The sequence below is a fragment of the Pseudomonas extremorientalis genome (assembly GCF_001870465.1).
Lineage (GTDB): Bacteria > Pseudomonadota > Gammaproteobacteria > Pseudomonadales > Pseudomonadaceae > Aquipseudomonas > Aquipseudomonas extremorientalis.
In genome coordinates this window covers 1-25,692 of sequence record NZ_MDGK01000057.1, presented here as the reverse complement: position 1 = coordinate 25,692, position 25,692 = coordinate 1, and the positions used below count along the sequence as shown (strand labels likewise).

Sequence of the window (25,692 nt, the reverse complement as noted above, 5' to 3'; positions counted from 1 at the left end):
TAAACCTTAAATCTCGACGGGGGTGTCGGGGTGGTTGCCCCATTCGCCCCAGGAACCGGCATAACCTTTGACTCGCGGATAACCGAGCGCCTTGGCCACCAGGTAGGTGAAGCCAGAGCGGTGGTGAGTCTGGCAGTGAGTGATGATTTCTTTATCTTTGGTCAATCCGAGGTCTTCGAGAATCTGCGGCATGTCACGGCGGATACGCAGGTTGCGTGCCTTGTCCATGCCCGCGGTCCATTCGAAGTTGACCGCGCCGGGGATATGCCCGCCTTTGGCAGCGAGGACCTTCTCGCCTGAGTATTCCAGCGGCCCGCGAGCATCCCAGATGCCCAGGTCGGCAGCACCCAGGCGGCTTTGCAGGTATTCACGCGTGGCGGTGGGGCCTTCGTGCAGCGTGAGGCTGACCGGGCCACCGACAGGCGCGGGCACGTCGGTGGAGACCGGGTGGTGTTCTTCCAGCCAGGCCAGCAGGCCGCCATCCAGGTAGTGGTATTTCTGGTGGCCGATCACGTCGAGCATCCAGATAAAGCGCCCGGCCCAGCCGCCGCCTTCGTCGTCATAGACCACGTAGGTTGCATCCGGGGTGTGGCCCAGTTCGCCGAACAGTTTTTCCAGGTCCGCCTTGCTGGGCAGCAGGCCGGGCGCCGGCGGCTGGCCCAGTTGGGTGCGCTTGGGGTCAACGAAATGCGCGCCGGGGATATGCCCTTCGGCGTAGCGGGCAGCGCTGGTGAGGTCCACCAGAATCAGGTGTTCGGCACCGAGGCGACCAATCAGGTCGCTGGACTCGATCACCAGCGGCAAGCCAGAGAAGTCAGGCATGTGAGGTCTCCTGGGCACAAATGTTGGCGATAAAAGAGGGCGATTGTAGCGCAAGCATCAGGCGCTGCGGTTGGTAAAGCAGTGCAGGGCTTTTTCGATGCATTGGGCGGTTTTGCCGAAGGCCTGCACGGTGGTTTCCGAGAACGGCCCCCCACCCTGGTCGGCCACCATCAGCATCACCACCTTGCCATTGCAGCTCAGGGAACGCAGCAGCAGGTGTTCGCCGGTGAACAGGCGGCGCAGGATCGGCGGCAGCAAGGCTGAGAACTGGGCATGGTTTTCGGGGTTGAGGCGCACCTGGGCGGACTTTTCCAGCAGACGTTGCAGCAAGGTGCTGTTGACCACGTCCAGGCTCAAGTTGGCGGCGTCCTTGGGCAGGCCATCGACCTGGTGCACGCGCAAGGTGCTCATGGCGCGATCGGCCATCAACAGCATGACCCGTTGCATGCCGCTGGCGACCAAGGCCTCCTTGGCGCAGGTGGTCAGGTGCATCGCGTTGGCAAAGCGGCTCGGTTCCACCAACAGTTCAGTGCAGCGCTTGCGCCACACGGCCAGGGCCTCGGCGGTGGGCGGTGGCGCCGGCAGCAGGCCGCGATGGATCTTCGCCACATGCCACGGCCAGATCAGCGATAGCGCCGGGTGCCAGAGGTCGGGCATCAGGGTGGTACGGGCACTGGTGACGGCTTGTTGGTGGACCAGTTGCTGCACCTCATCCAACGGTTGTTGCAGGTACAGCGCTGTGAGCAACTGCCAGCGTTCGGTGTGCGGGCAGGTCCAGGATTCCTGGGCCGACATCGCCAGGCCGTTGGCCAGCAACACGGTATTGGCCGGCTGGTTCAGCCAGCGCCGCAGATTGGGTTCAGCGTCGAGCAATTGCTGATGGCGCAGCGGGTCGTCTTCACGAGCGATATGCAGGGCCTTGACCAGCAGGCGCTGCTCGCTCATCAGCAACTTATAGCCCTGGGACACCCAGATCGGCAGGTGCCAGGCTTCGGTCAGGCCGACGCAAAGGTCCAGCAGGCGTACGCCGAACAGTTCCTGCTCGACCGTGCGGGCTGATTGGCCCTTGTGGATAACCCGCAGCTCCCACTCCTCCAGAAGCTTGGGGTAGGCCACCGCCATCGGCCACAGTGGCGACAGGAACAACAGGCTGCCCCAGTGGATGTCTTGCCACAGCCGCGCCAGGCGGCTGCCGAACAGACCGTTGGCCTGCTGCGACGCGTGCTGGCTGACCAGCAACAGTTGGCGCAACGCCACGGGGATCTCGTTGGCCGGCACCGAGGGCAGGCGTGCCAGCAGTTCTTCGGCGCGCTTGAGGCCCAGGCGGTTGAGCGCCACTTCCAGGTTTTCCGCCGGTTCCGCCAGGCTGCCATGGGTGTGGCTGTTGGCCTCGCGCATCACGCTGAGCACCAGGGCCGGGCTGCTTTGCATCAGTTCGGCAATATCCCGCAATGAACTGCGGTTATCGCGGATGCCTTTGCACACACGGTCGTGACTGGCCTGGGGAACGGGCAGCAGCACTTCGTCCAGGCGCTTGATCCAAGCGGCGAGAGAGTTGGGTTTTGCAGTTGGGACTGTCGTTTCATTAGCCATGATTGGGGCGCGATCATCACTTGCGGTCTACACGCCCGGAGCGGGCCGAACTGGCTTTTCGCCTTAACGGGCTATAGTCTGGCGCAGTTTTGCCGATAAGTAGAACAAGAGTTTTCTGCTACACCCAATATGTCCATGAACCCGACGGCGCAAGTACTCATCTCCTATGGCTAAAATTATCGGCATCATCGTCGTCTTCGCAAGCGTGCTCGGCGGGTACGTCCTGTCCCACGGTAAAATCGCTGCGCTGATCCAGCCTTTCGAGGTGATGATCATCGGCGGTGCGGCGCTGGGTGCATTCCTGCAGGCCAACCCCGGCTACATGACCATGCACGTGATCAAGAAGTCGCTGGGCATGTTCGGTTCACGCTTTACCCATACCTTCTACCTGGAGGTGTTGGGCCTGGTCTACGAGATCCTCAACAAGAGCCGCCGTGAAGGCATGATGGCCATCGAAGCCGATATCGAAGACGCTGCCGCCAGCCCGATTTTCGCCAAGTACCCGGCCGTGCTCAAAGACGAGCGCATGACCGCCTACATCTGTGACTACCTGCGCATCATGTCCTCCGGCAACATGGCCCCCCATGAGCTGGAAGGCCTGTTCGACATGGAATTGTTCAGCCTTAAAGAAGAGCTGGAGCACCCCTCCCACGCTGTGACCGGCATCGCCGATGGTATGCCGGGTTTCGGTATCGTCGCGGCGGTACTCGGTATCGTGGTGACCATGGCGTCCCTGGGTGAGGGCGACCAGGCCGCTATTGGCATGCACGTGGGTGCAGCGCTGGTCGGTACCTTCTTCGGTATTCTGGCGGCCTATGGTTTCTTCGGCCCGCTGGCGACTTCCCTGGCCCATGACGCCAAGGAAGAAGTGAACCTGTACGAATCGATCAAGGCCAGCCTGGTTGCTTCCGCTTCCGGCATGCCACCGTCGCTGGCGGTGGAGTTCGGTCGCAAAGTGCTTTACCCCAAGCATCGCCCAAGCTTCGCCGAGCTGGAACAAGCGGTTCGCGGTCGCTAAGCCATGGAAAACAACCAGCCGATAATCATCAAGCGCGTCAAGCGCTTCGCTGCGGGGCACCATGGTGGCGCCTGGAAAATCGCCTTCGCCGACTTTGCGACGGCGATGATGGCGTTCTTCCTGGTGCTGTGGCTGATGTCCACCGCCACGCCTGAACAGAAGATCGCCATTGCCGGTTACTTCAAGGACCCGATTGGCTTTTCGGAAAGCGGCACGCCCTTTGTGATCGACCTGGGCGGTTCGCCGCAGTTGGCGCCTGAGCGCACCATCAACCCCGAAGTCAAGACTGAAGCGCCTCAGGAAAAAATCCCGATCGAGCGCGATACTGTCGAGTCGATGGCTGAACAGGTCGAGCAGGAGCGCCTTGAGCTGTTGCTGCAGGAGCTGCAGAACAAGGTCGAGGAAAACCCGCAACTGCTGAAGTTCAAGGACCAGATCTCCTTCGAAATCACGCCTGAAGGCCTGCGCATCCAGATCACCGACGCCGCCAACCGGCCGATGTTCGACTCCGGCAGCGCACGCTTGAAGCCGTACTTCGAAGACATCCTGCTGGCCATGGCCGATACCATCAAAGCGGTACCCAACAAAATCAGCATCAGCGGCCACACCGACGCCAAGCCTTACGCGGGCCAGGGGGATTTCGGCAACTGGGAACTCTCGGCCAACCGCGCCAACGCCGCACGCCGTGCGCTGGTGGCCGGCAGCTATCCGGATGCGCAGGTGGCGCGGGTGGTGGGTTTTGCTTCGTCGCAGCTGTTTGATCATCAAGACCCGTTCAACCCGGTCAACCGCCGGATCGACATCGTGGTGCTGACCAAAAAGGCCCAGCGTGCGATTGAAGGTGACCAGCCGCCAGCGCCGCAACCTACTCCGGGGGCCGGCGCACCGGGTGAAGTACCGGCCGACCCGAACGCGATTCCGCCAGGGCAGGAGCCGTTGCCGGCGCATGAGTTGCGCCAGAAGCTGAACCTGTTTGATGACGGTGGGGTGAAGGATCCTACGGTGCCCAAGACGGGTTCTTAAGCTGCCGAAGCTGCTTCACTCATGAAAACGCCCCGATACTGATCGGGGCGTTTTCTTTTGCAGTCATAGCGGGAGGTAGGCTTTGACGCCTTTGATCACGCCTCGCATGTCATCGGTGCACAGGCGCGGTACGAAGTACTCCCGCCCTGTGGCTCGCGTCTTTCTATGGAGCTTGCTTCGCCCCATCTGCGCCGCTGGATCAGCCCCGAAGAGGATCCAGACTCCTGCCAGCTTGCGCTGGTGACGGAGCAATTATGCGCAGCAGGAATTCCGAATTCAGGCTGGCTCGTGTCGGTGGGCCGCCCAGTTGTCCTGAATTCTTAATGCCAGACCCCGTTAAATCAATGGACCAGGCCATGCTGTGCCGTGCTTTATGTGTATCAAGGCAGGGCGGTTTTAGTAACTGCTCTCCGGCAAGCTCGCAATAATCGATCGATAGCTGTTCATCCGCTGCTGCTGCACGCGCCCATCCTCAAGCGCCTTGAGCAACGCACAGCCCGGTTCGCGGTCGTGTTTGCAGTCGCGGAAGCGGCAGGTGCCGATCAGGTCGTTGAACTCGATGAAGCCCGCTTCCACATCACTGCGGCTGACGTGGCCGAGGCCGAATTCGCGGATGCCGGGGGAGTCGATCAGTTCGCCGCCGCCGGGGAAGTGGAATAACCGCGCGGTGGTGGTGGTGTGGGTGCCCTGGCCGGACAGTTCCGACAGCGGACCTACGCGGGTGTCGACTTCCGGCAGCAGGCTGTTGACCAGCGAGGACTTACCCACGCCGGACTGGCCCACAAACACGCTGATGCGCCCGTCCAGCTGCTGTTGCAGCTGTTCCATGCCATTACCGTGATGCGCCGAAACCTCCAGCACCGGGTAACCCAGGGTACGATAGACCGCCAGCAGGGCGTTGAGTGCCGGGGCATTCTGCTCGTCGATCAGGTCGAATTTGTTCAGCAGCAACAGCGGGCGGATGCCGGCGTGTTCGGCCGCCACCAGGTAGCGGTCGATCAGGTTGGCATGGGGCTCGGGCAGCGGCGCGAACACGATCACGATCATGTCGACGTTGGCCGCGACCGGCTTGAGCTGGCCGCGGCTATCGGGGCGGCGCAGTTCGGTGGTGCGCGGCAGTTGGGCGACGATTACGCCGATACCCTGGTTGCCAGCACGCCACACAACCCGGTCACCAGTGACCAGCGCCGGCAGGTTGGCGCGCAAGTGGCAGCGGAACACCTGGCCGGCGAGTTCGCCTTCGAGCGCCTCGACTTCGACCTGCACGCCGAAGTGCGCGATCACCAGGCCTGTTTGTTCAGGGCCGAGGTCGCCTCCCTCGAGCGCTTCCACGGCGGAGGATTCACGTTTGGCGGCGCGCGCGGCGCGTTCGCCCTGAATCTTTTCGATGCGCCAGTTTTGGCGACGGTTGAGCTGGCGTTTGGCCATTGGTGTTCCGTGTCGATAATGCAAAGGTTGGGTAAAACGGTCGCGAGTCTAGCACGGCCCCGCCTGCTAAACTGCGCAGCTACGCCAAGGTGCCAAGAGAATCAACCCATGCAAAACCCACAGAACCTGATTTGGATCGATCTGGAAATGACCGGTCTGAACCCCGACACCGACGTCATCATCGAGATGGCGACCATTGTCACCGACAGCAACCTCAACACCTTGGCCGAAGGTCCGGTGATCGCCATCCACCACAGCGATGCCGTACTCGCCACCATGGACGAGTGGAACACCCGCACCCACGGTAACTCCGGCCTGACCCAGCGCGTGCGTGACAGCCGCATCAGCATGGCCGAAGCCGAAGCCGAAACCATCGCCTTCCTGGAAAAATGGGTGCCCAGGGGCAAGTCGCCGATCTGCGGCAACAGCATCTGCCAGGATCGCCGCTTCCTTTATACGCATATGAAAGCGCTGGAAAGCTACTTCCACTACCGCAACCTGGATGTGTCCACGCTTAAAGAGCTGGCGGCGCGCTGGGCGCCGGAAGTGAAGGACAGCTTCCACAAAGGCAGCACGCACCTGGCGCTGGATGATATTCGCGAGTCGATTGCCGAGTTGCAGCATTACCGCAAGCATTTCATCAAGGCTTGAATTCCTTCAAGGGTGAGCCGGTTTTTTGTGGCGAGCGGGCTAGCCCCGCGTTGGGCTGCGAAGCAGCCCTAATACTGCCAACACATCTCTCCAAACAGATATCATTGCCGGCTTTGGGGCTGCTGCGCAGCCCAACGCGGGGCTAGCCCGCTCGCCACAGTTTTGCAAGGATCGCCCTCATGCTGCTGATGCTCTACCTCATCGCCATCACTGCCGAAGCCATGACCGGTGCGCTGTCGGCTGGGCGGCGGGGCATGGACTGGTTTGGCGTCGTGCTGATCGCCTGCGTGACGGCACTGGGTGGTGGTTCGGTGCGCGATGTGTTGCTGGGGCATTACCCGCTGACTTGGGTCAAGCACCCGGAATACCTGGTGCTGACCTCCGTCGCCGCGCTGGTGACGATCTTTATCGCCCCGCTGATGCGCCGCCTGCGTTCGTTGTTCCTGGCATTGGACGCCCTGGGCCTGGTGGCCTTCACCCTGATCGGTTGCATGACCGCCCTGGAGATGGGCCACGGCATGCTGGTGGCCTCGGTCAGCGGCGTGATCACCGGCGTTTTCGGTGGCATCCTGCGGGATATCTTCTGCAACGATATCCCGCTGATCTTCCGCCGTGAGCTGTACGCCAGCGTGTCGTTCCTGGCCGCCTGGTTCTACATGCTGTGCCTGTATCTGGAACTGCCCAGTGAGCAGTCGATCCTGCTGACGCTGTTCAGCGGCTTTCTACTGCGCTTGCTGGCGATCCGTTTCCATTGGGAAATGCCCAAGTTCGTCTACAACGACGACGTGCATTAGCGGTTGGCGTGCTGGTTCAGCGCCCATTCCACATGTTCGCGCACCAGTTCGGAGGGATATTCGCGCCGCGCCTTCAAGGCTTCCAGCACCGGAATGCTCGACGGTGCGTTGCCCAGGCCTACCGCCAGGTTGCGCAACCAACGCTCATAGCCGGCGCGACGCAGGGGTGAACCTTCGGTGCTGCTGAGGAATTTATCCTCATCCCACATAAACAACTCGGCCAGTTCGGCGTTATCCAGGTTGTGGCGTGGCTTGAAGTCGACTTCGGCCGTGGCGCGGGCGAAACGATTCCACGGGCAAACGATCTGACAGTCATCACAACCGAACACGCGGTTGCCGATCAACGGGCGCAGGTCTTCGGGGATTGCGGTCTTGAGCTCGATGGTCAGGTAGGAAATGCAGCGACGGGCGTCCAGCACGTAGGGGCCGACAAAGGCATTGGTGGGGCAGATGTCCAGGCAGGCGGTGCAGCGCCCGCAATGTTCAGTGCTATGAGGTGCGTCGATCGGCAGCGGCAGGTCGACAAACAGCTCGCTGAGGAAGAAGTAGCTGCCGGCCTTGCGATTGAGCACCAGGGTGTTCTTGCCGATCCAGCCCAGCCCGGCTTTTTCGGCGATGGCTTTTTCCAGCACGGGTGCGCTGTCGACGAAGGCACGGAAGCCGAAGGGGCCGATTTGCGCCTGGATACGGTCGGCCAGTTGCTGCACGCGCTTGCGGATCAGCTTGTGGTAGTCGCGGCCCAGGGCGTAGCGCGAGATATAGGCTTTTTCCGGCTTGGCCAGCAGTTGCGCCATCTGTGTGTCGCCGGGCAGGTAATCCATGCGCAGCGACACCACGCGCAAGGTGCCGGGCACCAGCTCATCCGGATGGGAGCGTTTGCTGCCATGGGCGCCCATGTAGTCCATCTCGCCGTGGTAACCCGCGTCGAGCCAGCGTTGCAGGTGCTGTTCATGCTCGGCCAGGTCCAGGCCGCTGATGCCGACTTGCTGAAAGCCCAGCTCGCGGCCCCAGTCTTTGATCGATTGGGCGAGGGCAGGCAGATCGGTGGTGATGGCAGGCATGAGACAAGGGAAACCGCAGGTTAGATAGGTATAATTCTGCCAGACATCGGAGCTTGAAGACGCATGCCGCAGACAAAACACGCAATAACCGACGTACAACCGCTGCTGCACGGCCATTTGCCGCAACTTGCTGCGCGTTCCCCGGACGCCCATAAAGGCCGGTTCGGCCATTTGCTGGTCATCGGTGGTGACCGCGGCTTTGGCGGCGCAGCGCTGCTGAGTGCCGAAAGCGCCTTGCGCAGCGGCGCGGGCATGGTGTCCCTGGCGACGCGCCTGGAGCATGTGCCCGCGGCCCTGGCGCGACTGCCGGAAGTCATGACCGTCGGCGTCGCCTCGGCCAACCAACTGATGGGCCTGCTGGAAAAGATCTCGGTCATTGTGATCGGGCCTGGGCTCGGTGACGCGTCTTGGGGCAAAAGCCTGCTTTCGGTCGCCGCCAACGCCAGCCAGCCGCAGGTGTGGGACGCCGACGCCTTGAATCAACTCGCCACCGGCAGCGTCAGCTTGCCGGCCAACTGCGTGATCACACCGCATCCCGGGGAGGCGGCTCGGTTGTTGGGTCTGTCGACAGCCGAGGTTCAGGCCGATCGTCTTAAGGTGGCGCGCGCGTTGAGCCAGAAATTCAACGCAGTGGCTATTCTCAAGGGCGCAGGCAGTTTGATTGCCAGCCCGGACGGGCGTGTTTCACGCTGTGACCAAGGCCACCCGGCGATGGCCACGGCAGGGCTGGGTGACGTGTTGGCCGGCCTGGTGGGTGCACTGCTGGCCCAGGGCATGCCAGCCTATGAGGCAAGCTGCCTGGCCGTGTGGTTGCACGCAACGGCGGGAGATCGCCAGGGCACGTTCGGTCGCGGGTTGGCCGCCAGTGACTTGATCCCTGCCATTCGTCAATTGCTGGAGGAGCAGTCACCGTGTCTGAAGTAATTCTTTTCCTGGTCGATGAAGAGGCCATGGTTGCCTTCGGCCAGCGCATCGCCCAGGTCACGGCGGGAGCGGGGCTGATCTTTCTGGAAGGCGACCTGGGGGCGGGCAAGACCACGCTGTCCCGGGGGATCATTCGCGGGTTGGGCCACACGGGGGCGGTAAAAAGCCCGACGTTCACCCTGGTAGAGCCCTACGAAATCGGCGACGTGCGAGCGTTCCATTTCGACCTCTATCGCCTGGTCGATCCCGAAGAACTGGAATACATGGGTATCCGGGATTACTTCGACGAAGATGCGCTGTGCCTGATCGAGTGGCCAGATAAAGGCACAGGCTTTTTGCCAAAGCCTGACCTGACCATTACCATTACGCCGCATGAGCATGGACGTCAGTTGAAGTTGTTGCCCCAAAGCGTGCGCGGCCAGTCGTGGTGCGCGGCTTTGGCATTGGAATTCAAATAATTGGTGGGGTTAGGTATGCGCTTTCGCGCGTTGGTTGCTGTCGTGGGGGTGTTGCTTGCGGCAATGACTGTCAATGCTCTGGCTGCTTCACAGGTGAAGAGTGTTCGCCTGTGGCGAGCGCCGGATAACACGCGACTGGTGTTCGACCTGTCTGGCCCGGTCCAGCACAGCGTCTTTACCCTGACGGCGCCTGATCGTCTGGTGATCGACATCAACGGGGCGACCCTGGCCGCGCCGTTGAAAGTCTCCACCGCCAACACCCCGATTACCGCCATGCGCTCGGCCCAGCGTACGCCGACCGATTTGCGCGTGGTCATCGACCTGAAAAAGGTCGTGACCCCGAAAAGCTTCTCCCTGGCGCCCAACGCCCAGTACGGCAACCGGCTGGTGGTCGATCTGTTCGACAACGCCGCCGATGCCGCGCCGCCGCCTGCGCCGACCCCGAGCGTAGCAACGGTGCCGGCGGTGCCGGTGAACCCGTCGCAACCGCAGGTCAAGCTGCCACCGCCACCACCGGCCCCGGCCGGCAAGCGTGACATTATCGTGGTGATTGACGCCGGTCACGGGGGGGAAGACCCGGGTGCTTCCGGCTCACGCGGCCAGCATGAGAAAGACGTGGTACTCGCCATCGCCCGCGAACTGCAGCGCCAGGTCAATGGCATGAAGGGCTACCGCGCCGAGCTGACGCGTACCGGCGACTACTTCATTCCGCTGCGCGGCCGTACCGAAATCGCCCGCAAGAAAGGCGCCGACCTGTTTGTGTCGATCCACGCCGACGCCGCGCCTTCGGCCGCCGCGTTTGGCGCCTCGGTGTTTGCCCTGTCGGATCGAGGTGCTACGTCCGAGACCGCCCGTTGGCTGGCCGACAGTGAAAACCGTTCCGACCTGATCGGCGGGGCCGGCAACGTGTCCCTCGATGACAAGGACAAAATGCTCGCCGGCGTGCTGCTGGACCTGTCGATGACCGCTTCGCTGACGTCCAGCTTGAACGTGGGCCAGAAGGTCCTGAGCAACATCGGCCGGGTCACCTCGCTGCACAAGCAGCGTGTGGAACAGGCCGGGTTCATGGTGCTGAAATCGCCGGATATCCCCTCGATCCTGGTGGAAACCGGGTTTATCTCCAACTCCAACGAAGCCTCGAAGCTGGCAAGCGCCAGTCACCAGCAGGCACTGGCGCGTTCGATCAGTGCAGGTATCCGCCAGTTCTTCCAGCAGAACCCGCCGCCGGGCACCTACATCGCCTGGCTGCGTGACTCGGGGAAAATCGCCCAGGGCCCGCGTGACCATCGCGTGCAGCCGGGCGACACCCTGGCCATGCTGGCGGTGCGTTTCCAGGTATCGGCCGCTACCTTGCGCAGCGCCAACAACCTGAAAACCGATGAACTGAAGGTCGGCCAGGTGCTGACCATCCCTGGCACTGAATTGGCGGCGCAGTAATGAGTGAATCACTCCTGAACAGCGGGTCGCGCATTGAACTGCTGAGCCCGCGCCTCGCCAACCAGATTGCGGCAGGCGAGGTGGTCGAGCGCCCCGCATCGGTGATCAAGGAGCTGCTGGAAAACAGCATCGACTCCGGCGCCAAGCGCATCGACGTCGATGTGGAGCAGGGCGGCGTCAAGCTGTTGCGCGTGCGCGACGATGGCAGCGGCATTTCCGCCGATGACCTGCCGCTGGCTCTGGCGCGTCACGCCACCAGCAAGATTCGCGACCTGGAAGACCTTGAGCGGGTGATGAGCCTGGGCTTTCGCGGCGAGGCCCTGGCGTCCATCAGCTCTGTGGCGCGCCTGACGCTGACGTCCCGCACCCGCAGCGCCGAGCAGGCCTGGCAAGTGGAAACCGAAGGCCGCGACATGGCGCCTCGGGTCCAGCCGGCGGCGCACCCTGTCGGGACGTCGGTGGAAGTGCGCGACCTGTTCTTCAACACCCCGGCGCGACGCAAATTTCTCAAGGCCGAGAAAACCGAATTCGATCACCTGCAGGAAGTCATCAAGCGCTTGGCCCTGGCCCGCTTCGACGTGGCCTTCCACCTGCGCCACAACGGCAAGACCATCCTTAGCCTGCATGAAGCCAACGATGACGCTGCGCGAGCGCGCCGGGTGTCGGCTATTTGCGGCGCGGGCTTCCTGGAGCAGGCGCTGCCGATTGAAATCGAGCGCAATGGCTTGCGGTTGTGGGGCTGGGTCGGGTTGCCGACGTTCTCTCGCAGCCAGGCGGACTTGCAGTATTTCTTCGTGAACGGCCGCGCGGTGCGCGACAAGCTGGTGGCCCATGCGGTGCGCCAGGCGTATCGCGACGTGCTGTTCAACGGGCGTCACCCGACGTTTGTGCTGTTCTTTGAGGTCGACCCGTCGGTGGTGGACGTCAACGTGCACCCCACCAAGCACGAAGTGCGCTTCCGTGATGGACGCATGGTGCATGACTTCCTCTATGGCACCTTGCACCGCACCCTTGGGGATGTGCGCCCGGATGATCAGTTGTCCGCACCGATTGTGACGGCAGTGGTCCGGCCGAGTGGCCCGCAAGCCGGTGAGTTCGGCCCTCAAGGCGAAATGAGCCTGGCGGCAAACCTGCTGCAATCGCCACAGCCGCAACCTTCGTATACCGCGCCGAATGCCGGCTCCGGCTCGGGTTATCAGTACCAATACACCCCGCGCCCGCAATCGGCGGTGCCGGTGGCCGAAGCCCAGGCTGCGTATCGCGAGTTTTTTGCACCGCTGCCGGGGGCTGAGCCGGGGGCGCCGGTCGCCTTGCCGGAAGGCGGTGGTGATATTCCGCCGCTGGGTTACGCGTTGGCGCAGCTCAAGGGCATCTACATCCTGGCGGAGAACGCCCACGGCCTGGTGCTGGTTGACATGCACGCCGCCCACGAGCGGATCATGTACGAACGCCTCAAGATTGCCATGGCCAGCGAAGGCCTCAGTGGGCAGCCGCTGCTGGTGCCGGAATCCCTGGCAGTCAGCCAGCGTGAGGCCGACTGCGCCGAAGAGCACCACAGCGTGTTCCAGAAACTGGGCTTTGAATTGCAACGCCTTGGCCCGGAAACCCTGGCCATCCGCCAGATTCCCGCGCTGCTCAAGCAGGCCGAGGCTAACCGGCTGGTGGCTGACGTGCTGGCTGACCTGATGGAGTACGGCACCAGTGACCGCATCCAGGCGCACATCAACGAGCTGCTCGGCACCATGGCCTGCCACGGCGCCATCCGCGCCAACCGCCGCCTGGCCCTGCCGGAAATGAACGGCTTGCTGCGCGACATGGAAAACACCGAGCGCAGCGGGCAATGCAACCATGGCCGACCGACCTGGACCCAGATGGGCCTGGACGATCTGGACAAACTATTCCTGCGCGGCCGTTGATGAGCGCCTTGCCCCCCGCGATCTTCCTGATGGGCCCCACGGCCGCCGGCAAGACCGACCTGGCCATCGAGCTGACCAAGGTGTTGCCGTGCGAGCTGATCAGTGTCGACTCTGCCCTGGTTTACCGGGACATGGACATCGGCACCGCCAAGCCTTCGAAAGAGCTTCTGGCCCAGTATCCGCACCGGTTGATCGACATCATCGACCCGTCCGAGAGCTATTCGGCTGCAGATTTTCGCACCGATGCACTCGCCGCCATGGCCGACATCACCGCTCGGGGCAATATTCCGCTGCTGGTGGGGGGGACGATGCTCTACTACAAGGCTTTGCAGGAAGGTCTGGCGGATATGCCCCCGGCCGACGCCCAGGTGCGCGCCGAGCTCGAAGAAGAAGCGGCACGCCTTGGCTGGCAAGCCCTGCACGACCAGTTGGCGGCAGTCGACCCGGTCTCCGCCGCACGCATTCACCCCAATGATCCCCAGCGCCTCACCCGCGCCCTGGAAGTCTGGCGTGTGAGCGGGCAGACCATGACTGAACACCGGCGCAAACAAAGTGCGCAAAGTGCTGACGCAGGCGCTTCGGGACAGTCACAATTGCCCTATACTGTGGCGAATCTGGCCATCGCTCCGGCAAATCGCCAGGTGCTGCATGAACGAATTGCACAAAGATTCACAATTATGTTGGAACAGGGGTTTGTGGACGAGGTCGTAGCTCTGCGTTCCAGAGGTGACCTGCATCCAGGGTTACCTTCGATACGTGCCGTAGGCTACCGCCAAGTCTGGGATCATCTGGATGGCAAGCTGACGTCAGCCGAAATGCAGGAGCGCGGCATCATTGCCACGCGCCAATTGGCGAAACGCCAGTTCACCTGGTTGCGCAGCTGGAGCGATTTGCACTGGCTGGACAGCCTGGACAGCGACAATCTGTCACGCGCCTTGAAATACTTGGGAACGGTCTCCATATTGAGCTGAGTCCTTGCAATTGCCGTCTATCCTTGGGGGTGTGACGGCCATAAGCTATCTATTTTCCGATTTTTATTATTGATCCTTAAAGGAGTGCGGCACATGTCAAAAGGGCATTCGCTACAAGACCCTTACTTGAATACTTTACGTAAAGAGAAAGTGGGGGTTTCCATTTATCTGGTCAACGGTATCAAGCTGCAAGGTACGATCGAGTCGTTCGACCAGTTCGTGATCCTGCTGAAAAACACCGTCAGCCAGATGGTCTACAAGCACGCTATCTCGACAGTCGTTCCAGTTCGTCCAATCCGTCTGCCTAGCGCAGCGGGTGATGAACAGGGTGATGTTGAGGCAGGTAACGCCTGATAGGAGTCTCCTTTGTTCTTTGAGCGCCACGGTGGTGGTGAGCGAGTGATCCTCGTTCACTTGGATGGACAGGACCCTGAGGCGCGCGAAGATCCGCAGGAGTTTCAGGAGTTGGCAAATTCGGCCGGCGCCGAGACCGTTGCGTTTTTTAACGTGCCGCGTCATCGGCCAACCGCCAAATTCCTGATTGGCAGCGGCAAGGTCGAGGAACTGCGCGACCTGGTCCACGCCGAAGAAGCCGATCTGGTGATCTTCAACCACATCCTCACGCCCAGTCAGGAACGTAACCTCGAACGTGTCTTCGAGTGTCGCGTGATCGACCGTACCGGTCTGATTCTCGATATTTTCGCCCAGCGCGCCCGTACCCATGAAGGCAAGCTCCAGGTCGAACTGGCCCAGCTTGACCACATGAGCACCCGGCTGGTCCGCGGCTGGACTCACCTCGAGCGCCAGGGTGGCGGTATCGGTATGCGCGGTCCGGGTGAAACCCAGCTCGAAACCGACCGACGCCTGCTGCGGGTTCGCCTGCGCCAGATCAAGGGCCGCCTCGAGAAGGTGCGCAGCCAGCGCGAGCAATCGCGGCGTGGCCGTTCCCGTGCGGATATCCCGACCGTGTCCCTGGTGGGTTATACCAACGCCGGCAAATCCACACTGTTCAACAACGTGACGAAGTCGGACGTGTACGCGGCCGACCAACTGTTCGCCACCCTCGACCCGACCCTGCGCCGTCTGGACCTTGACGACCTGGGGCCGATTGTCCTGGCCGATACCGTGGGTTTCATTCGTCACTTGCCGCACAAGCTGGTCGAGGCATTTCGGTCTACGCTCGAAGAGTCGAGCAATTCCGACTTGCTGTTGCACGTGATCGATGCGGCGGAACCGGATCGCATGTTGCAGATTGAACAGGTGATGCTGGTGCTGGGCGAGATTGGCGCCCAGGACTTGCCGATCCTCGAGGTCTATAACAAACTCGATTTGCTTGAGGGCGTTGAGCCACAAATCCAGCGCGATGAGAACGGCAAGCCCCAGCGGGTCTGGCTGTCGGCGCGTGATGGCAGCGGTCTTGAGTTGCTTGAACAAGCCATTGCCGAGTTGCTCGGCAGCGATTTGTTCGTTGGCACCTTGCGCTTGCCCCAGCGTTTTGCTCGACTGCGTGCACAGTTTTTCGAGTTGGGCGCGGTACAGAAAGAAGAACACGACGAAGAGGGTGTCAGCTTGCTGGCCGTTCGATTGCCGCGCTCGGAGCTGAATCGGCTGGTCAGCCGTGAAGGCGTGGTACCGACAGAGTTCATCGAACAACACACTTTGCAATAAAAGCCTCCTAAAGCGGTTGTGCCGCAGTGGCAGGCATTCTGTAGCATTGGTCGGCGCGCCGTGGGTGCGTCTTTGCTTTATCAGATGGAGAGCGCTATGGCTTGGAATGAGCCGGGTGGCAACTCGAATAATCAGGATCCCTGGGGTGGTAAACGCCGCAATAATGGCGACCGCAAGGGGCCACCAGATCTCGACGAGGCCTTCCGAAAGCTGCAGGAAAGCCTGAATGGGTTGTTCGGTGGTGGGAAAAAACGTGGTGGTGACGACGGCGGTCGCACAAGCAAGGGCGGTGGCTATGGCCTGCTGGGCCTGGGTCTTGTCGTGCTGGCGGCCGTTTGGCTGTACAGCGCCGTTTACGTGGTGGACGAGCAGGAGCAGGCCGTGGTGCTGCGCTTCGGCAAGTACTACGAAACCGTCGGACCGGGCCTGAACATCTATTTCCCGCCGATCGACAAGAAGTACATGGAGAACGTCACGCGTGAGCGTGCCTACACCAAGCAGGGCCAGATGCTGACCGAAGACGAGAACATCGTCGAAGTGCCGCTGACCGTGCAGTACAAGATCAGCAACCTGCAGGACTTCGTGCTGAACGTTGACCAGCCGGAAATCAGCTTGCAACACGCCACCGAAAGTGCACTGCGCCACGTCGTGGGTTCGACCGCGATGGACCAGGTGCTGACCGAAGGTCGTGAATTGATGGCCAGCGAGATCAAGGAGCGCTTGCAACGGTTCCTCGACACCTACCGCACCGGTATCACCGTCACCCAGGTGAACGTACAGAGCGCAGCCGCACCGCGTGAAGTACAAGAAGCCTTCGACGATGTGATCCGCGCCCGTGAAGACGAGCAGCGTTCGCGCAACCAGGCTGAAACCTACGCCAACGGCGTCGTGCCGGAAGCCCGTGGTCAGGCCCAGCGCATCCTCGAGGATGCCAACGGTTACCGCGACGAAGTGGTCTCCCGCGCCAAGGGTGAGGCGGATCGCTTTACCAAGCTGGTTGCCGAGTACCGCAAGGCGCCGGAAGTCACGCGTGAGCGTCTGTACCTGGACACCATGCAGGAAGTCTTCAGCAACACCAGCAAGGTTCTCGTGACCGGCAGCAAGGGTGGGCAGAACAACCTGCTGTACCTGCCGCTGGACAAGATGATCGAAGGTGGTCGTAGCAGCACCAGCGCACCGTCCACCGGTTCCAATGCCGCTGCCAACGAAGCGAGCGCCCGTGCGGCCGCCGACTTGCTGCAACAGCAAACACGTACCAGGGAGAGTCGTTGATGAGCAATAAATCGCTGACCGCCCTGATTGTGGGCGTCGTCGTGGTCATCGCTGCCTGGAACTGCTTCTACATCGTGGCTCAGACCGAGCGTGCGGTGCTGCTGCAATTCGGTCGCGTGGTCCAGGCGGATGTCCAGCCGGGCCTGCATGTGAAAGTCCCCTACGTCAACCAGGTGCGCAAGTTCGACGCCCGCCTGATGACCCTGGATGCACCGACACAGCGCTTCCTGACCCTGGAAAAGAAAGCCGTGATGGTTGACGCCTACGCCAAGTGGCGCGTCAAGGATGCCGAGCGCTTCTACACCGCGACCTCCGGCCTCAAGCAGATTGCCGACGAGCGTTTGTCGCGTCGTCTGGAATCGGGCCTGCGTGACCAGTTTGGTAAGCGCACCCTGCACGAGGTGGTATCCGGTGAGCGTGACGCGCTGATGGCTGACATCACCCGTTCGCTGAACACCATGGCGGAAAAAGAGCTGGGCATCGAAGTGGTCGATGTCCGGGTCAAGGCTATCGACCTGCCGAAGGAAGTGAACCGCAGCGTGTTCGAGCGCATGAGCACCGAGCGTGAACGTGAAGCCCGTGAGCACCGCGCCAAGGGTAACGAGTTGGCCGAGGGTATCCGTGCGGATGCCGACCGTCAGCGTCGTGTACTGCTGGCTGAAGCCTATCGCGAGTCTGAAGAGGCCCGTGGTGATGGCGACGCTCAAGCCGCAGCGATCTACGCCAAGGCCTACGGTCAGGACCAGGAGTTCTACGCGTTCTACCGTAGCCTGCGTGCTTACCGTGAAAGCTTCGCGAACAAAACCGACGTCATGGTGCTGGACCCAAGTAGCGATTTCTTCCGCTACCTGGAAAAAGCCAAGTAATCAGCTCGTCACTGTGTAGGAAGCACTCCGTCGGGCGGCTAAAACGCCAGGCGGGGTGATCCTTTCAGAAAACGGGTGTATGATGCGGCAGCCGGGAAATTCCCGGCTTTTTTGCGTCTGCATGTTTGATTCGGCAGGCGTGACAGGTTTTTCGAGGAAAGTGCCCGACGAGGCCGATTGCAGGCCGTTCGTCACGTCGCTCTTGCGCGTGGTTTATGCAGGGGGCGGGTGTTTTCTGCTTCACTCAAGGCTCGGCCGAGGGCTGGCCGCCCGGATCAAAGGGGAATGGCGTAATGGCAACGGTAGACCGCTGGCTGCTGCCAGATGGCATCGAAGAAGTACTGCCACCAGAAGCTGCGCGCATTGAAGTAGCGCGCCGCCAGGTGTTGGATCTGTTCCAGAGCTGGGGTTACGAGTTTGTCGTGACTCCCCATATCGAGTACCTGGAATCCCTGCTGACCGGCGCGGGCCAGGACTTGGATCTGCGCACCTTCAAGGTCATCGACCCGCAGTCGGGCCGTCAGATGGGCTTCCGTGCCGATATCACGCCGCAAGTGGCGCGCATCGATGCGCACACCCTGCGCCGAGAAGGCCCGAGCCGCCTGTGTTACGCCGGTAGCGTGCTGCATGCTCAGCCACGTGCGTTGTCGTCGTCCCGCAGCCCGATCCAGTTGGGCGCCGAGTTGTACGGCGATGCCAGCCCAAGCAGCGACGTTGAAGTGATCAGCTTGATGCTGGCCATGCTGCAATTGGCCGACGTACCGGATGTCCACATGGACCTGGGTCACGTAGGTATCTACCGTGGCCTGGCCCGTGCGGCCGGTTTGTCTGGTGAAGTTGAACAACAGCTGTTCGATGCCCTGCAACGCAAGGCCATCGATGAAGTGATCGCCCTCACGGCTGGCGTGCCTGCCGATCTGGCCGACATGCTGCGCGCACTGGTGAATCTGTGTGGCGGCCGTGAAGTGCTGGTGGCAGCCCGTGAGCGCCTGGCCAATGCGCCGGCGCCGGTACTGGCGGCACTGGATGACGTGCTGGCAATTGCCGAGCAGCTATCGGCGCGTTTCCCGGAGCTGCCGCTGTACTTTGATCTGGGTGAGTTGCGCGGTTACCACTACCACACCGGTGTGGTGTTCGCCGTATTTGTACCGGGTGTTGGCCAGGCCATCGCCCAAGGCGGTCGTTATGACGATATCGGCGCTGACTTCGGTCGTGCGCGTCCGGCCACTGGTTTTTCCACTGATTTGAAAACCCTGGTGACCCTGGGGCGTGCTGAGGTCGAGCTGCCGTCTGGTGGCATCTGGATGCCCGACAGTACGGACGCAGCACTCTGGCAGCAGGTTTGCCAGTTGCGCAGTGAGGGTCAGCGTGTTGTCCAGGCCTTGCCTGGTCAGCCATTGGCCGCCGCCCGTGAAGCGGACTGCGACCGGCAATTGATTCTGCAGAACGGGCTTTGGCAAGTATCGCCACTGGCTTCTTGAGTTTTCCTGCCGGCCATCGCCGGCACCAAGTTTGCGCGAATGAGGACAAGTGTTATGGGTAAGAATGTCGTAGTCCTGGGCACCCAATGGGGTGATGAGGGCAAAGGCAAGATCGTTGATCTGCTGACCGAACATGCTGCCGCCGTAGTGCGCTACCAAGGTGGCCACAACGCTGGCCACACCCTGGTCATCGATGGCGAAAAAACTGTCTTGCACCTGATCCCGTCGGGCGTATTGCGCGAAGGCGTGCAGTGCCTGATCGGCAACGGTGTAGTAGTTGCACCGGATGCCCTGCTGCGTGAGATCACCAAGCTGGAAGAAAAAGGCGTACCGGTGCGCGAGCGCCTGCGTATCAGCCCGTCCTGCCCGCTGATCCTGTCCTTCCACGTCGCGCTGGACCAGGCCCGTGAAAAAGCCCGTGGCGAGCTGAAGATCGGCACCACCGGTCGCGGCATCGGCCCGGCCTACGAAGACAAGGTCGCACGTCGTGGCCTGCGTGTGGGCGACCTGCTCAACATGCCACGCTTCGAAGACAAGCTGCGTGAACTGGTGGATTACCACAACTTCATGCTGGTCGGTTACTACAAAGAGCCGGCCATCGAGTTCGAAAAGACCCTGGCCGAGTGCAAGGAATACGCTGAGCTGCTCAAGCCGCTGATGCTGGACGTGACCGCCGAGCTGCACGACCTGCGTCGCGCCGGCAAGGACATCATGTTCGAAGGCGCCCAAGGCTCCCTGCTGGACATCGACCACGGCACCTACCCGTACGTGACCAGCTCCAACACCACCGCAGGTGGCGTGGCGACGGGTTCCGGCGTTGGCCCGATGTTCCTGGACTACATTCTGGGCATCACCAAGGCCTACACCACCCGTGTCGGTTCGGGTCCGTTCCCGACTGAGCTGTTCGACGAAGTCGGCGCGCACCTGGCCAAGCAAGGTCACGAGTTTGGTGCGACCACCGGCCGTGCCCGTCGTTGCGGCTGGTTTGACGCCGTTATCCTGCGTCGCGCTATCGACGTGAACAGCATTTCGGGCATCTGCCTGACCAAGCTGGATGTGCTCGACGGCCTGGAAACCATCAATATCTGCACTGGTTATAAAGATGCGGAAGGTAAAGATGTCGCCCCGACTGACGCTGACAGCTACGTAGGTCTGCAGCCTGTGTACGAAGAAGTGCCGGGCTGGACCGAATCGACCGTGGGCGCCAAGACCCTGGAAGAGCTGCCGGCGAATGCCCGTGCGTACATCAAGCGTGTTGAAGCGCTGATTGGCGCGCCGATCGACATTATTTCGACGGGGCCGGACCGCAACGAAACCATCGTTCTGCGTCATCCGTTCGCTTAATAAGCTGTTGATGTAAAAAGCAAAGGGTTCCTTCGGGAGCCCTTTGTCGTTTCTGTCGCCCGAGCGGCACGACCCTTGCTTTGGTTCTTTCTTTCGCGGTGCTATCAAATTAATGGCACCCGTGATGGAGGGATTCCCGATGTCTGCCGTTCTCTCATTGTTACAAAGCCGTCTGTTGCGGCCGGTGTTCGTTACCCTAGGTATCGCTCTTTTGGTGCAAGTACTGGTGGCGGTCGCCCTGACGCGAAGCACGGTCACAGCACTGGAGGCTGATCTGGGCAATCGCCTGGGTGTCGACAGCCAGAAGCTGTCCGGCGAATTGGCCCAGGCTGGCAAGGAAGTCACGTCCAGTCTCGATAGCTTGTCGACAAGTACTCGCCAACGTCTGACCGCTGGGCTCTCGGCTCGCCTGCAGGAAGAGCAGAAGCAACTGCGTGCGACCCTGGAAAAAGACCTGAAAGACTCCGCCAATGACATGGCACAGCTGCTCGCCTCAGTGGCGCCCCGCGCCATGTGGGACAGTGACGTGCCGACGTTGTCGGAGTTCGCCCGACGCGCCCAGCGCAATCCCAACGTGCTGTTTGTGGTGTATGACGACGCGGCAGGTGAGCACCTGACTCGCTACCTGAACCGTGAAAACCCGATCAACCAGGCGTTGTTGGAAAAGGGCAAGGGTGATCGTGCCCTGGATAAAGTGCTGGATGCGGCCAAGGATGATCCTTCTGTGTTCTACGTGGAAGCGTCCATCAGCCCGAATGGTGTAGAGATCGGCAAGGTGCGCATGGGGGTTTCGACAGCTGCGGTTGAAGCTGACTTGCAAGCGCTCGACAAGCGTTTCGCGGCGCTGATCGCCAGTGGTGATCAACTGGTCGGCGACAGCCTCAAGGGTGCAGCGGCCGACAGTGCTGCGGCCATGGGCGCCCGTCTGCAATCTGCGCAAGCCACAGCCACCCAAATGACGGCCAACACCACCAGTGCCGTCCAGGACGCTGCCGGCACCCTGCGCTGGCGCATTGGCATGGGGCTCGCGCTGGTCGGTCTTGGCGTATTGCTGCTGATCGCTGTTGTGCTGGGTCGTCGCGTGGTCAACCGCTTGAAGCTGTTGATCGCGGCCATGGATGATCTGGCGGCGGGCGAGGGCGACCTCACCAAGCGCGTACAAATCAGCAGCAAGGACGAAATCGGCGACATGGCCTCGGCGGTCAATCGCTTTGTGGATAAGTTGCAGCCCATCGTGCGTGAGGCGGGGGATGTAGCCCAGCGAACGGGTGTGGAAATCGGCGCCATGACCTTGCGCAACGCCGGTGCCGATGCGGCCGCGGGCTTGCAGCGTGATGAAGTGGCTGAAAGTCTGCGTGCGCTGTCGCAGATGGCAGATGAAGCTCAGGCTGAAAGCCACGCCATGCAGGCGGCGTTGCAACAGGTGGTGGATATTCGTCAGGCCACGGACGAGAACTCGCGCACCTCGGCTGAAGTCGGCAGTTTGATCGAGGCGCTGGCGGGGCAGGTGCAGGCCGGTTCCACGGTTATCGAGCGCCTGGCCCAGCAAAGCGAGCAGATCGAGGTGGTGCTGACCGTGATTCACGGTATTGCCGAGCAAACCAACCTGCTGGCACTCAACGCGGCGATTGAGGCGGCACGTGCGGGTGAAACCGGGCGCGGCTTCGCGGTGGTGGCGGATGAGGTGCGCGCACTGGCGAGCAAGACCCAAAGCTCCACCGGCGATATCCAGGCGCATATCGTGGCGTTGCAGCAAGGCGCGCGGGAGGCGGTGGAAACCATCGGCAAGGCTGGGCGCCAGGCCAACGAAGGCTTGTTGGTGCTGCGTGACAGCGTGCGTTTGCAGCAGACGGTGCAGGCCTCGGTGGAGCAGGTACATGCCGCGATTGGTTTGGCAACACGTGCAGCCGAGCATCAGGCCCAGGGTGCCCATGCGGTGCGTGGTCGGGTGGAGGTGATCCATGCCCAGGCCGAGCGTGCCGCGCAGGCGGTGGTGGAGACCACCGCCAGTGGCAAGGTGCTGGATGGGTTGGCGGCGCAGTTGAAGGCGAGCCTGGGGCAGTTCAGGGCGTAGTGTTGCCTGTGCCGGCCTCATCGGGGGCAAGCCCCCTCCCACATTTGTCAGCATTCCATAGCTGGAACTCGGTCAACTGTGGGAGGGGGCTTGCCCCCGATAGCGGTCTCAACGGCTCAGATACATCCGCGTCGTGAGCAGATAAACCGGCAACCCCGACACTACTATCAACAACGCCGCATAAGGCGCCGCCGCCGCAAATTCCACATTCGAAGTATGCGCCCACACCGCCGTCGCCAAAGTATTCAGGCCGGTCGGGCTGAGCAGCAGCGTCGCCGTCAATTCCTTCATCGCATCCAGGAACACCAGCGCAAATGCTGCGCCAAGGGCCGGGAAGATAATCGGCAGCGTCACCCGACAAAATGCACTGAACGACGAAGCGCCCAGCGTGCGTGCAGCCTCTTCAAGCTGTGGCGCCGCCTTGTTCAGTGCGGTGCGAATCGGTGCCTGGGCCAGTGGCAGAAACAGTAGCGCATAGGCAATCAGCAACAGTGCCGAGGTCTGGTACAGCGCCGGCACGTAATGCAGGGCGAAATACACCAGGCTCAGTGCGATCACCAGGCCGGGCAAGGCGTGCAGCAGGTAGGGCAGGCGCTCGGCCCAGATCGCCAGCTGACCTTTGTAGCGCACTACCAGAAGCCCCACCGGCACCGCCAGTACCAGGCAAAGCGCGGCGCCGCCGAGAGACAGTGCGAGGGAGGACAGCAACGCCTCACTGATCTCGGCCAGCGGAAATGCAGCCGACGAACCCACCGCTAGCCAATAACCGAGCATTCCCAGGGGAATGCCGCTACCGATGATCGCCAACGCCAGGCAATACACCTGGCCCAATGGCGCCCACTTACCCAATCGCACCTGCTCCGCATGTCGCGCTGCGCCCTGGCCAATGCGCACGTGCCGGCCCTTGCCACGCACGCGCAGCTCCAGCCACAGCAGCGTCAGGCACATCACCAGCAGCACGGCGGACAGCATTGCAGCATTCGCATTGCTGAATTCCAGCTCGAACTGCTGGTAGATCGCGGTGGTGAAGGTCTGCAACCCAATGATCGATAGCGCGCCGAACTCCACCAGCATATGCAGCGCGATCAGCAATGCCCCCGCCAGCAGCGAGGGCCACAACAGCGGCAAGGTGACGCGAAAAAAGATGCCCCAGCGATTCAGTCCCAGGGTGCGGGCCGACTCTTCCAGTGCGGGATCAAGATTGCGCAGCGTTGCCGCCACCGGCAAGAACACCAGCGGATATTTGGACAGGCTCATCACCAGGATGGCGCCACCGAGCCCTTCGAAACTGGCGCTCAGCGACACCCAGGTAAAGCTGCTGACAAACGCCGGTACCGCAAACGGCAGGCACAGGATCACGCCCCAGATACGTCGCCCCGGCAGGTTGCTGCGCTCCAGCAGCCAGGCGAGGGACAGGCCGATCACTGCGCAGCCCGCCGTAACGCCCACCATCAGCGCCAGCGTGTTGCGCAGCAACCCAAACACATAAGGTCGCCACAGCAGATGCACCGCTTCCGCCCAGCCCGCTTGCCAGGCCTTGGTACCAACGTACGCCAGCGGCAACAGGCTCAAGCCAACCAGAAACAGCACCGGTAGCAACAGCCAGATCGACGGACGTTTGCGCCTTGGGCTGAGCCCTGTGCGCAGGGCGGGTAGCGATGGGTTCATCAGTTCAAGCCAACGTCACGTTCCAGGTCGAGGGCTTCTTCGGCGTTGCCCAGGTCGGCCGGGGTGACTTTCGGCGGTTGCAGTTCGCTGAAAGGCTTGAGACCGCGATTGGATTCCATACCCTTGCGCAGCGGGTATTCGGCCGAGGTGTTGGTGATCACGCGCTGGCCTTCTTCACTGGCCATGAACGCCAACAGTTGCTGGGCTTCCTTGGGGTGCTTGCTGGATTTCAGCGCGGCAGCGGAAGACACGGTGATCAAGCCGCCGGCGTCGCCATTGGTGAAGTAGTGCAGTTGGGAATCCAGATTGGTCTTTTCTTTCTTCAGGGCGAACCAGTAGTAGTTGTTCACCAGCACGGTGGCCACTTCGCCGTTTTCGACGGCTTTCAGCGCAACCATGTTGTTGCTGTACACCTTGCCGAAGGCGCGCAGGCCGGTCAGCCATTCTTCAGCCGCTTCGCGACCGTGCAGCTTGATGATCGCAACGGCTTGTTCCTGGAACGCGCCGCTGGTTGGCACGAAGCCGACTTTGCCTTGCCACTCGGGGCCGGCAAAGTCGAGTACCGATTCGGGAAGGTCTTTTTCAGCAATCAGCTTCGGGTTGAAAGCCACAACGCGGGTGCGCGCGGTCACGCCCATCCAGTCGCCATTGGCGCCAACATAATCCTTGGGCAATACGTCGAGGGTGCTGGCGTCGATCCTGGCCAGCAGGCCTTGCTCGCCGAGTTTGTTCAGCGGAGGCGATTCTTCGGTGTAGATCACATCGGCGGGCGAGCGGTCGCCTTCTTCGACGACTTGGCTGGCCAACTGGTTGCTGCTGCCTTTGCGCACGTTGACGTGGATGCCGGTCTTGGCTTCGAAGGCCTTGGCGAGTTCATCGCCGACTTCTTTGTGCTGGCCGTTGTACAGGGTCAGGGAGACCTTGTCGGCGGAATAGGCGGTGGGCGAGAGCAAGGTCAGGCCGAGCAGGGTGAGGGTCAGGCCACGCAGAAGGGATGTCTTGAGACGGGTATCGCGGATGGTCATCCGAAGTTTTCCTCGCTTGTGTGCAACAAATCATTGCAAGGATAAACGATAAAGTTTCTCAGGTGCGGACGCAGACGGAAATCGACTGGGAAGTTTTCAAACCCCGGAAACGAAAAAACCCGCTTTCGCGGGTTTGATCTGAATTTGGTGCCCAGGAGAAGACTCGAACTTCCACGACCGTAAGGTCACCAGCACCTG

General features: G+C 61.7%; 22 protein-coding genes. 16 read left to right on the top strand and 6 right to left on the bottom strand.

The genetic code is table 11. From position 1 onward, the window contains the following. Positions 1 to 6: 6 nt before the first annotated feature. Positions 7 to 822, bottom strand: coding sequence for a rhodanese-like domain-containing protein (locus BFN10_RS23495; RefSeq protein ID WP_071491687.1), 816 nt, complete (start codon positions 820 to 822; stop codon positions 7 to 9). Between the two features lie 57 nt (positions 823 to 879). Continuing rightward, positions 880 to 2,415 carry an HDOD domain-containing protein gene (locus BFN10_RS23490; protein WP_071491686.1) on the bottom strand — a complete coding sequence of 512 codons (1,536 nt, stop codon included), beginning with the start codon at positions 2,413 to 2,415 and terminating at the stop codon, positions 880 to 882. 166 nt (positions 2,416 to 2,581) lie between these two features. On the opposite strand from BFN10_RS23490, the gene motA reads away from it, so the two are divergent. Continuing rightward, a complete protein-coding gene (gene motA / locus BFN10_RS23485) occupies positions 2,582 to 3,433 on the top strand; it encodes a flagellar motor stator protein MotA (protein WP_058423471.1) in 852 nt (283 codons plus the stop codon). 3 nt (positions 3,434 to 3,436) lie between these two features. Next, the gene (gene motB / locus BFN10_RS23480; RefSeq protein ID WP_071491685.1) at positions 3,437 to 4,456 is read left to right on the top strand and encodes a flagellar motor protein MotB; all 1,020 of its coding nucleotides are present in this window, start codon (positions 3,437 to 3,439) and stop codon (positions 4,454 to 4,456) included. 396 nt (positions 4,457 to 4,852) lie between these two features. Here the strand turns inward: motB and rsgA are convergent, their stop codons facing one another. Next, positions 4,853 to 5,884, bottom strand: coding sequence for a small ribosomal subunit biogenesis GTPase RsgA (gene rsgA / locus BFN10_RS23475; protein ID WP_071491684.1), 1,032 nt, complete (start codon positions 5,882 to 5,884; stop codon positions 4,853 to 4,855). A 108-nt stretch (positions 5,885 to 5,992) separates the two neighbouring features. On the opposite strand from rsgA, the gene orn reads away from it, so the two are divergent. Next, positions 5,993 to 6,535 (top strand): oligoribonuclease, encoded by a 543-nt coding sequence (orn, locus tag BFN10_RS23470; RefSeq protein ID WP_071491683.1) that lies wholly within the window; start codon positions 5,993 to 5,995, stop codon positions 6,533 to 6,535. A 179-nt stretch (positions 6,536 to 6,714) separates the two neighbouring features. After that, a complete protein-coding gene (locus BFN10_RS23465) occupies positions 6,715 to 7,329 on the top strand; it encodes a trimeric intracellular cation channel family protein (protein ID WP_058423469.1) in 615 nt (204 codons plus the stop codon). On the opposite strand, the gene queG is transcribed toward BFN10_RS23465, so the two are convergent. Then, a complete protein-coding gene (queG, locus tag BFN10_RS23460) occupies positions 7,326 to 8,390 on the bottom strand; it encodes a tRNA epoxyqueuosine(34) reductase QueG (protein WP_071491682.1) in 1,065 nt (354 codons plus the stop codon). The genes BFN10_RS23465 and queG overlap by 4 nt on opposite strands. Before the next feature lie 63 nt (positions 8,391 to 8,453). Here queG and BFN10_RS23455 point away from each other — a divergent pair, with 63 nt between their 5' ends. The 12 genes from BFN10_RS23455 to BFN10_RS23400 all read left to right on the top strand — a co-directional run bounded on the left by BFN10_RS23455 (position 8,454) and on the right by BFN10_RS23400 (position 22,801). After that, positions 8,454 to 9,314, top strand: coding sequence for an NAD(P)H-hydrate dehydratase (locus BFN10_RS23455; protein WP_071491681.1), 861 nt, complete (start codon positions 8,454 to 8,456; stop codon positions 9,312 to 9,314). After that, complete coding sequence (gene tsaE / locus BFN10_RS23450) at positions 9,302 to 9,772, top strand: tRNA (adenosine(37)-N6)-threonylcarbamoyltransferase complex ATPase subunit type 1 TsaE (protein WP_071491680.1); 471 nt, start codon at positions 9,302 to 9,304, stop codon at positions 9,770 to 9,772. Before BFN10_RS23455 ends, tsaE begins: the two co-directional genes overlap by 13 nt. A 15-nt stretch (positions 9,773 to 9,787) precedes the next feature. Further along, positions 9,788 to 11,209, top strand: coding sequence for an N-acetylmuramoyl-L-alanine amidase (locus tag BFN10_RS23445; RefSeq protein WP_025857370.1), 1,422 nt, complete (start codon positions 9,788 to 9,790; stop codon positions 11,207 to 11,209). Then, complete coding sequence (mutL, locus tag BFN10_RS23440; RefSeq protein WP_071491679.1) at positions 11,209 to 13,125, top strand: DNA mismatch repair endonuclease MutL; 1,917 nt, start codon at positions 11,209 to 11,211, stop codon at positions 13,123 to 13,125. The genes BFN10_RS23445 and mutL overlap by 1 nt, the downstream gene beginning before the upstream one ends. Next, the gene (gene miaA / locus BFN10_RS23435; protein ID WP_071491678.1) at positions 13,125 to 14,096 is read left to right on the top strand and encodes a tRNA (adenosine(37)-N6)-dimethylallyltransferase MiaA; all 972 of its coding nucleotides are present in this window, start codon (positions 13,125 to 13,127) and stop codon (positions 14,094 to 14,096) included. Before mutL ends, miaA begins: the two co-directional genes overlap by 1 nt. 93 nt (positions 14,097 to 14,189) lie before the next feature. Beyond that, positions 14,190 to 14,450: an RNA chaperone Hfq gene (gene hfq, locus BFN10_RS23430; RefSeq protein WP_058423463.1), complete on the top strand. Its 261-nt coding sequence runs from the start codon at positions 14,190 to 14,192 to the stop codon at positions 14,448 to 14,450. A gap of 12 nt (positions 14,451 to 14,462) precedes the next feature. Further along, positions 14,463 to 15,764 (top strand): ribosome rescue GTPase HflX, encoded by a 1,302-nt coding sequence (hflX, locus tag BFN10_RS23425; RefSeq protein ID WP_071491677.1) that lies wholly within the window; start codon positions 14,463 to 14,465, stop codon positions 15,762 to 15,764. A gap of 96 nt (positions 15,765 to 15,860) precedes the next feature. Continuing rightward, on the top strand, positions 15,861 to 17,036 hold the full coding sequence (hflK, locus tag BFN10_RS23420; protein WP_028615515.1) for an FtsH protease activity modulator HflK: 1,176 nt from the start codon (positions 15,861 to 15,863) through the stop codon (positions 17,034 to 17,036). Then, entirely contained in the window at positions 17,036 to 17,902 is an 867-nt protein-coding gene (hflC, locus tag BFN10_RS23415) for a protease modulator HflC (RefSeq protein WP_025857365.1), read from the top strand. The genes hflK and hflC overlap by 1 nt, the downstream gene beginning before the upstream one ends. Before the next feature lie 293 nt (positions 17,903 to 18,195). Next, a complete protein-coding gene (locus BFN10_RS23410) occupies positions 18,196 to 19,383 on the top strand; it encodes an ATP phosphoribosyltransferase regulatory subunit (RefSeq protein ID WP_016972601.1) in 1,188 nt (395 codons plus the stop codon). Positions 19,384 to 19,437: 54 nt separating this feature from the next. After that, the gene (locus tag BFN10_RS23405; protein WP_071491676.1) at positions 19,438 to 20,727 is read left to right on the top strand and encodes an adenylosuccinate synthase; all 1,290 of its coding nucleotides are present in this window, start codon (positions 19,438 to 19,440) and stop codon (positions 20,725 to 20,727) included. Positions 20,728 to 20,866: 139 nt separating this feature from the next. Further along, positions 20,867 to 22,801 (top strand): methyl-accepting chemotaxis protein, encoded by a 1,935-nt coding sequence (locus BFN10_RS23400; protein WP_071491675.1) that lies wholly within the window; start codon positions 20,867 to 20,869, stop codon positions 22,799 to 22,801. Between the two features lie 108 nt (positions 22,802 to 22,909). Here the strand turns inward: BFN10_RS23400 and BFN10_RS23395 are convergent, their stop codons facing one another. Together BFN10_RS23395 and BFN10_RS23390 are read right to left on the bottom strand one after the other, a co-directional pair. Then, complete coding sequence (locus BFN10_RS23395) at positions 22,910 to 24,469, bottom strand: ABC transporter permease (RefSeq protein WP_071491674.1); 1,560 nt, start codon at positions 24,467 to 24,469, stop codon at positions 22,910 to 22,912. After that, positions 24,469 to 25,494 carry an extracellular solute-binding protein gene (locus tag BFN10_RS23390; protein ID WP_071491673.1) on the bottom strand — a complete coding sequence of 342 codons (1,026 nt, stop codon included), beginning with the start codon at positions 25,492 to 25,494 and terminating at the stop codon, positions 24,469 to 24,471. The genes BFN10_RS23395 and BFN10_RS23390 overlap by 1 nt, the downstream gene beginning before the upstream one ends. Positions 25,495 to 25,692 lie beyond the last annotated feature (198 nt).

Coding starts and splice junctions, on each gene's coding strand:
- BFN10_RS23490 (WP_071491686.1), bottom strand. CDS start 2,415: ATGGCTAATGAAACGACAGTCCCAACTGCAAAACCCAACTCTCTCGCC.
- BFN10_RS23495 (WP_071491687.1), bottom strand. CDS start 822: ATGCCTGACTTCTCTGGCTTGCCGCTGGTGATCGAGTCCAGCGACCTG.
- motA (WP_058423471.1), top strand. CDS start 2,582: ATGGCTAAAATTATCGGCATCATCGTCGTCTTCGCAAGCGTGCTCGGC.
- BFN10_RS23455 (WP_071491681.1), top strand. CDS start 8,454: ATGCCGCAGACAAAACACGCAATAACCGACGTACAACCGCTGCTGCAC.
- hfq (WP_058423463.1), top strand. CDS start 14,190: ATGTCAAAAGGGCATTCGCTACAAGACCCTTACTTGAATACTTTACGT.
- BFN10_RS23395 (WP_071491674.1), bottom strand. CDS start 24,469: ATGAACCCATCGCTACCCGCCCTGCGCACAGGGCTCAGCCCAAGGCGC.
- BFN10_RS23410 (WP_016972601.1), top strand. CDS start 18,196: ATGGCAACGGTAGACCGCTGGCTGCTGCCAGATGGCATCGAAGAAGTA.
- BFN10_RS23400 (WP_071491675.1), top strand. CDS start 20,867: ATGTCTGCCGTTCTCTCATTGTTACAAAGCCGTCTGTTGCGGCCGGTG.
- motB (WP_071491685.1), top strand. CDS start 3,437: ATGGAAAACAACCAGCCGATAATCATCAAGCGCGTCAAGCGCTTCGCT.
- orn (WP_071491683.1), top strand. CDS start 5,993: ATGCAAAACCCACAGAACCTGATTTGGATCGATCTGGAAATGACCGGT.
- rsgA (WP_071491684.1), bottom strand. CDS start 5,884: ATGGCCAAACGCCAGCTCAACCGTCGCCAAAACTGGCGCATCGAAAAG.
- hflK (WP_028615515.1), top strand. CDS start 15,861: ATGGCTTGGAATGAGCCGGGTGGCAACTCGAATAATCAGGATCCCTGG.
- mutL (WP_071491679.1), top strand. CDS start 11,209: ATGAGTGAATCACTCCTGAACAGCGGGTCGCGCATTGAACTGCTGAGC.
- hflC (WP_025857365.1), top strand. CDS start 17,036: ATGAGCAATAAATCGCTGACCGCCCTGATTGTGGGCGTCGTCGTGGTC.
- BFN10_RS23390 (WP_071491673.1), bottom strand. CDS start 25,494: ATGACCATCCGCGATACCCGTCTCAAGACATCCCTTCTGCGTGGCCTG.
- BFN10_RS23445 (WP_025857370.1), top strand. CDS start 9,788: ATGCGCTTTCGCGCGTTGGTTGCTGTCGTGGGGGTGTTGCTTGCGGCA.
- BFN10_RS23465 (WP_058423469.1), top strand. CDS start 6,715: ATGCTGCTGATGCTCTACCTCATCGCCATCACTGCCGAAGCCATGACC.
- miaA (WP_071491678.1), top strand. CDS start 13,125: ATGAGCGCCTTGCCCCCCGCGATCTTCCTGATGGGCCCCACGGCCGCC.
- queG (WP_071491682.1), bottom strand. CDS start 8,390: ATGCCTGCCATCACCACCGATCTGCCTGCCCTCGCCCAATCGATCAAA.
- BFN10_RS23405 (WP_071491676.1), top strand. CDS start 19,438: ATGGGTAAGAATGTCGTAGTCCTGGGCACCCAATGGGGTGATGAGGGC.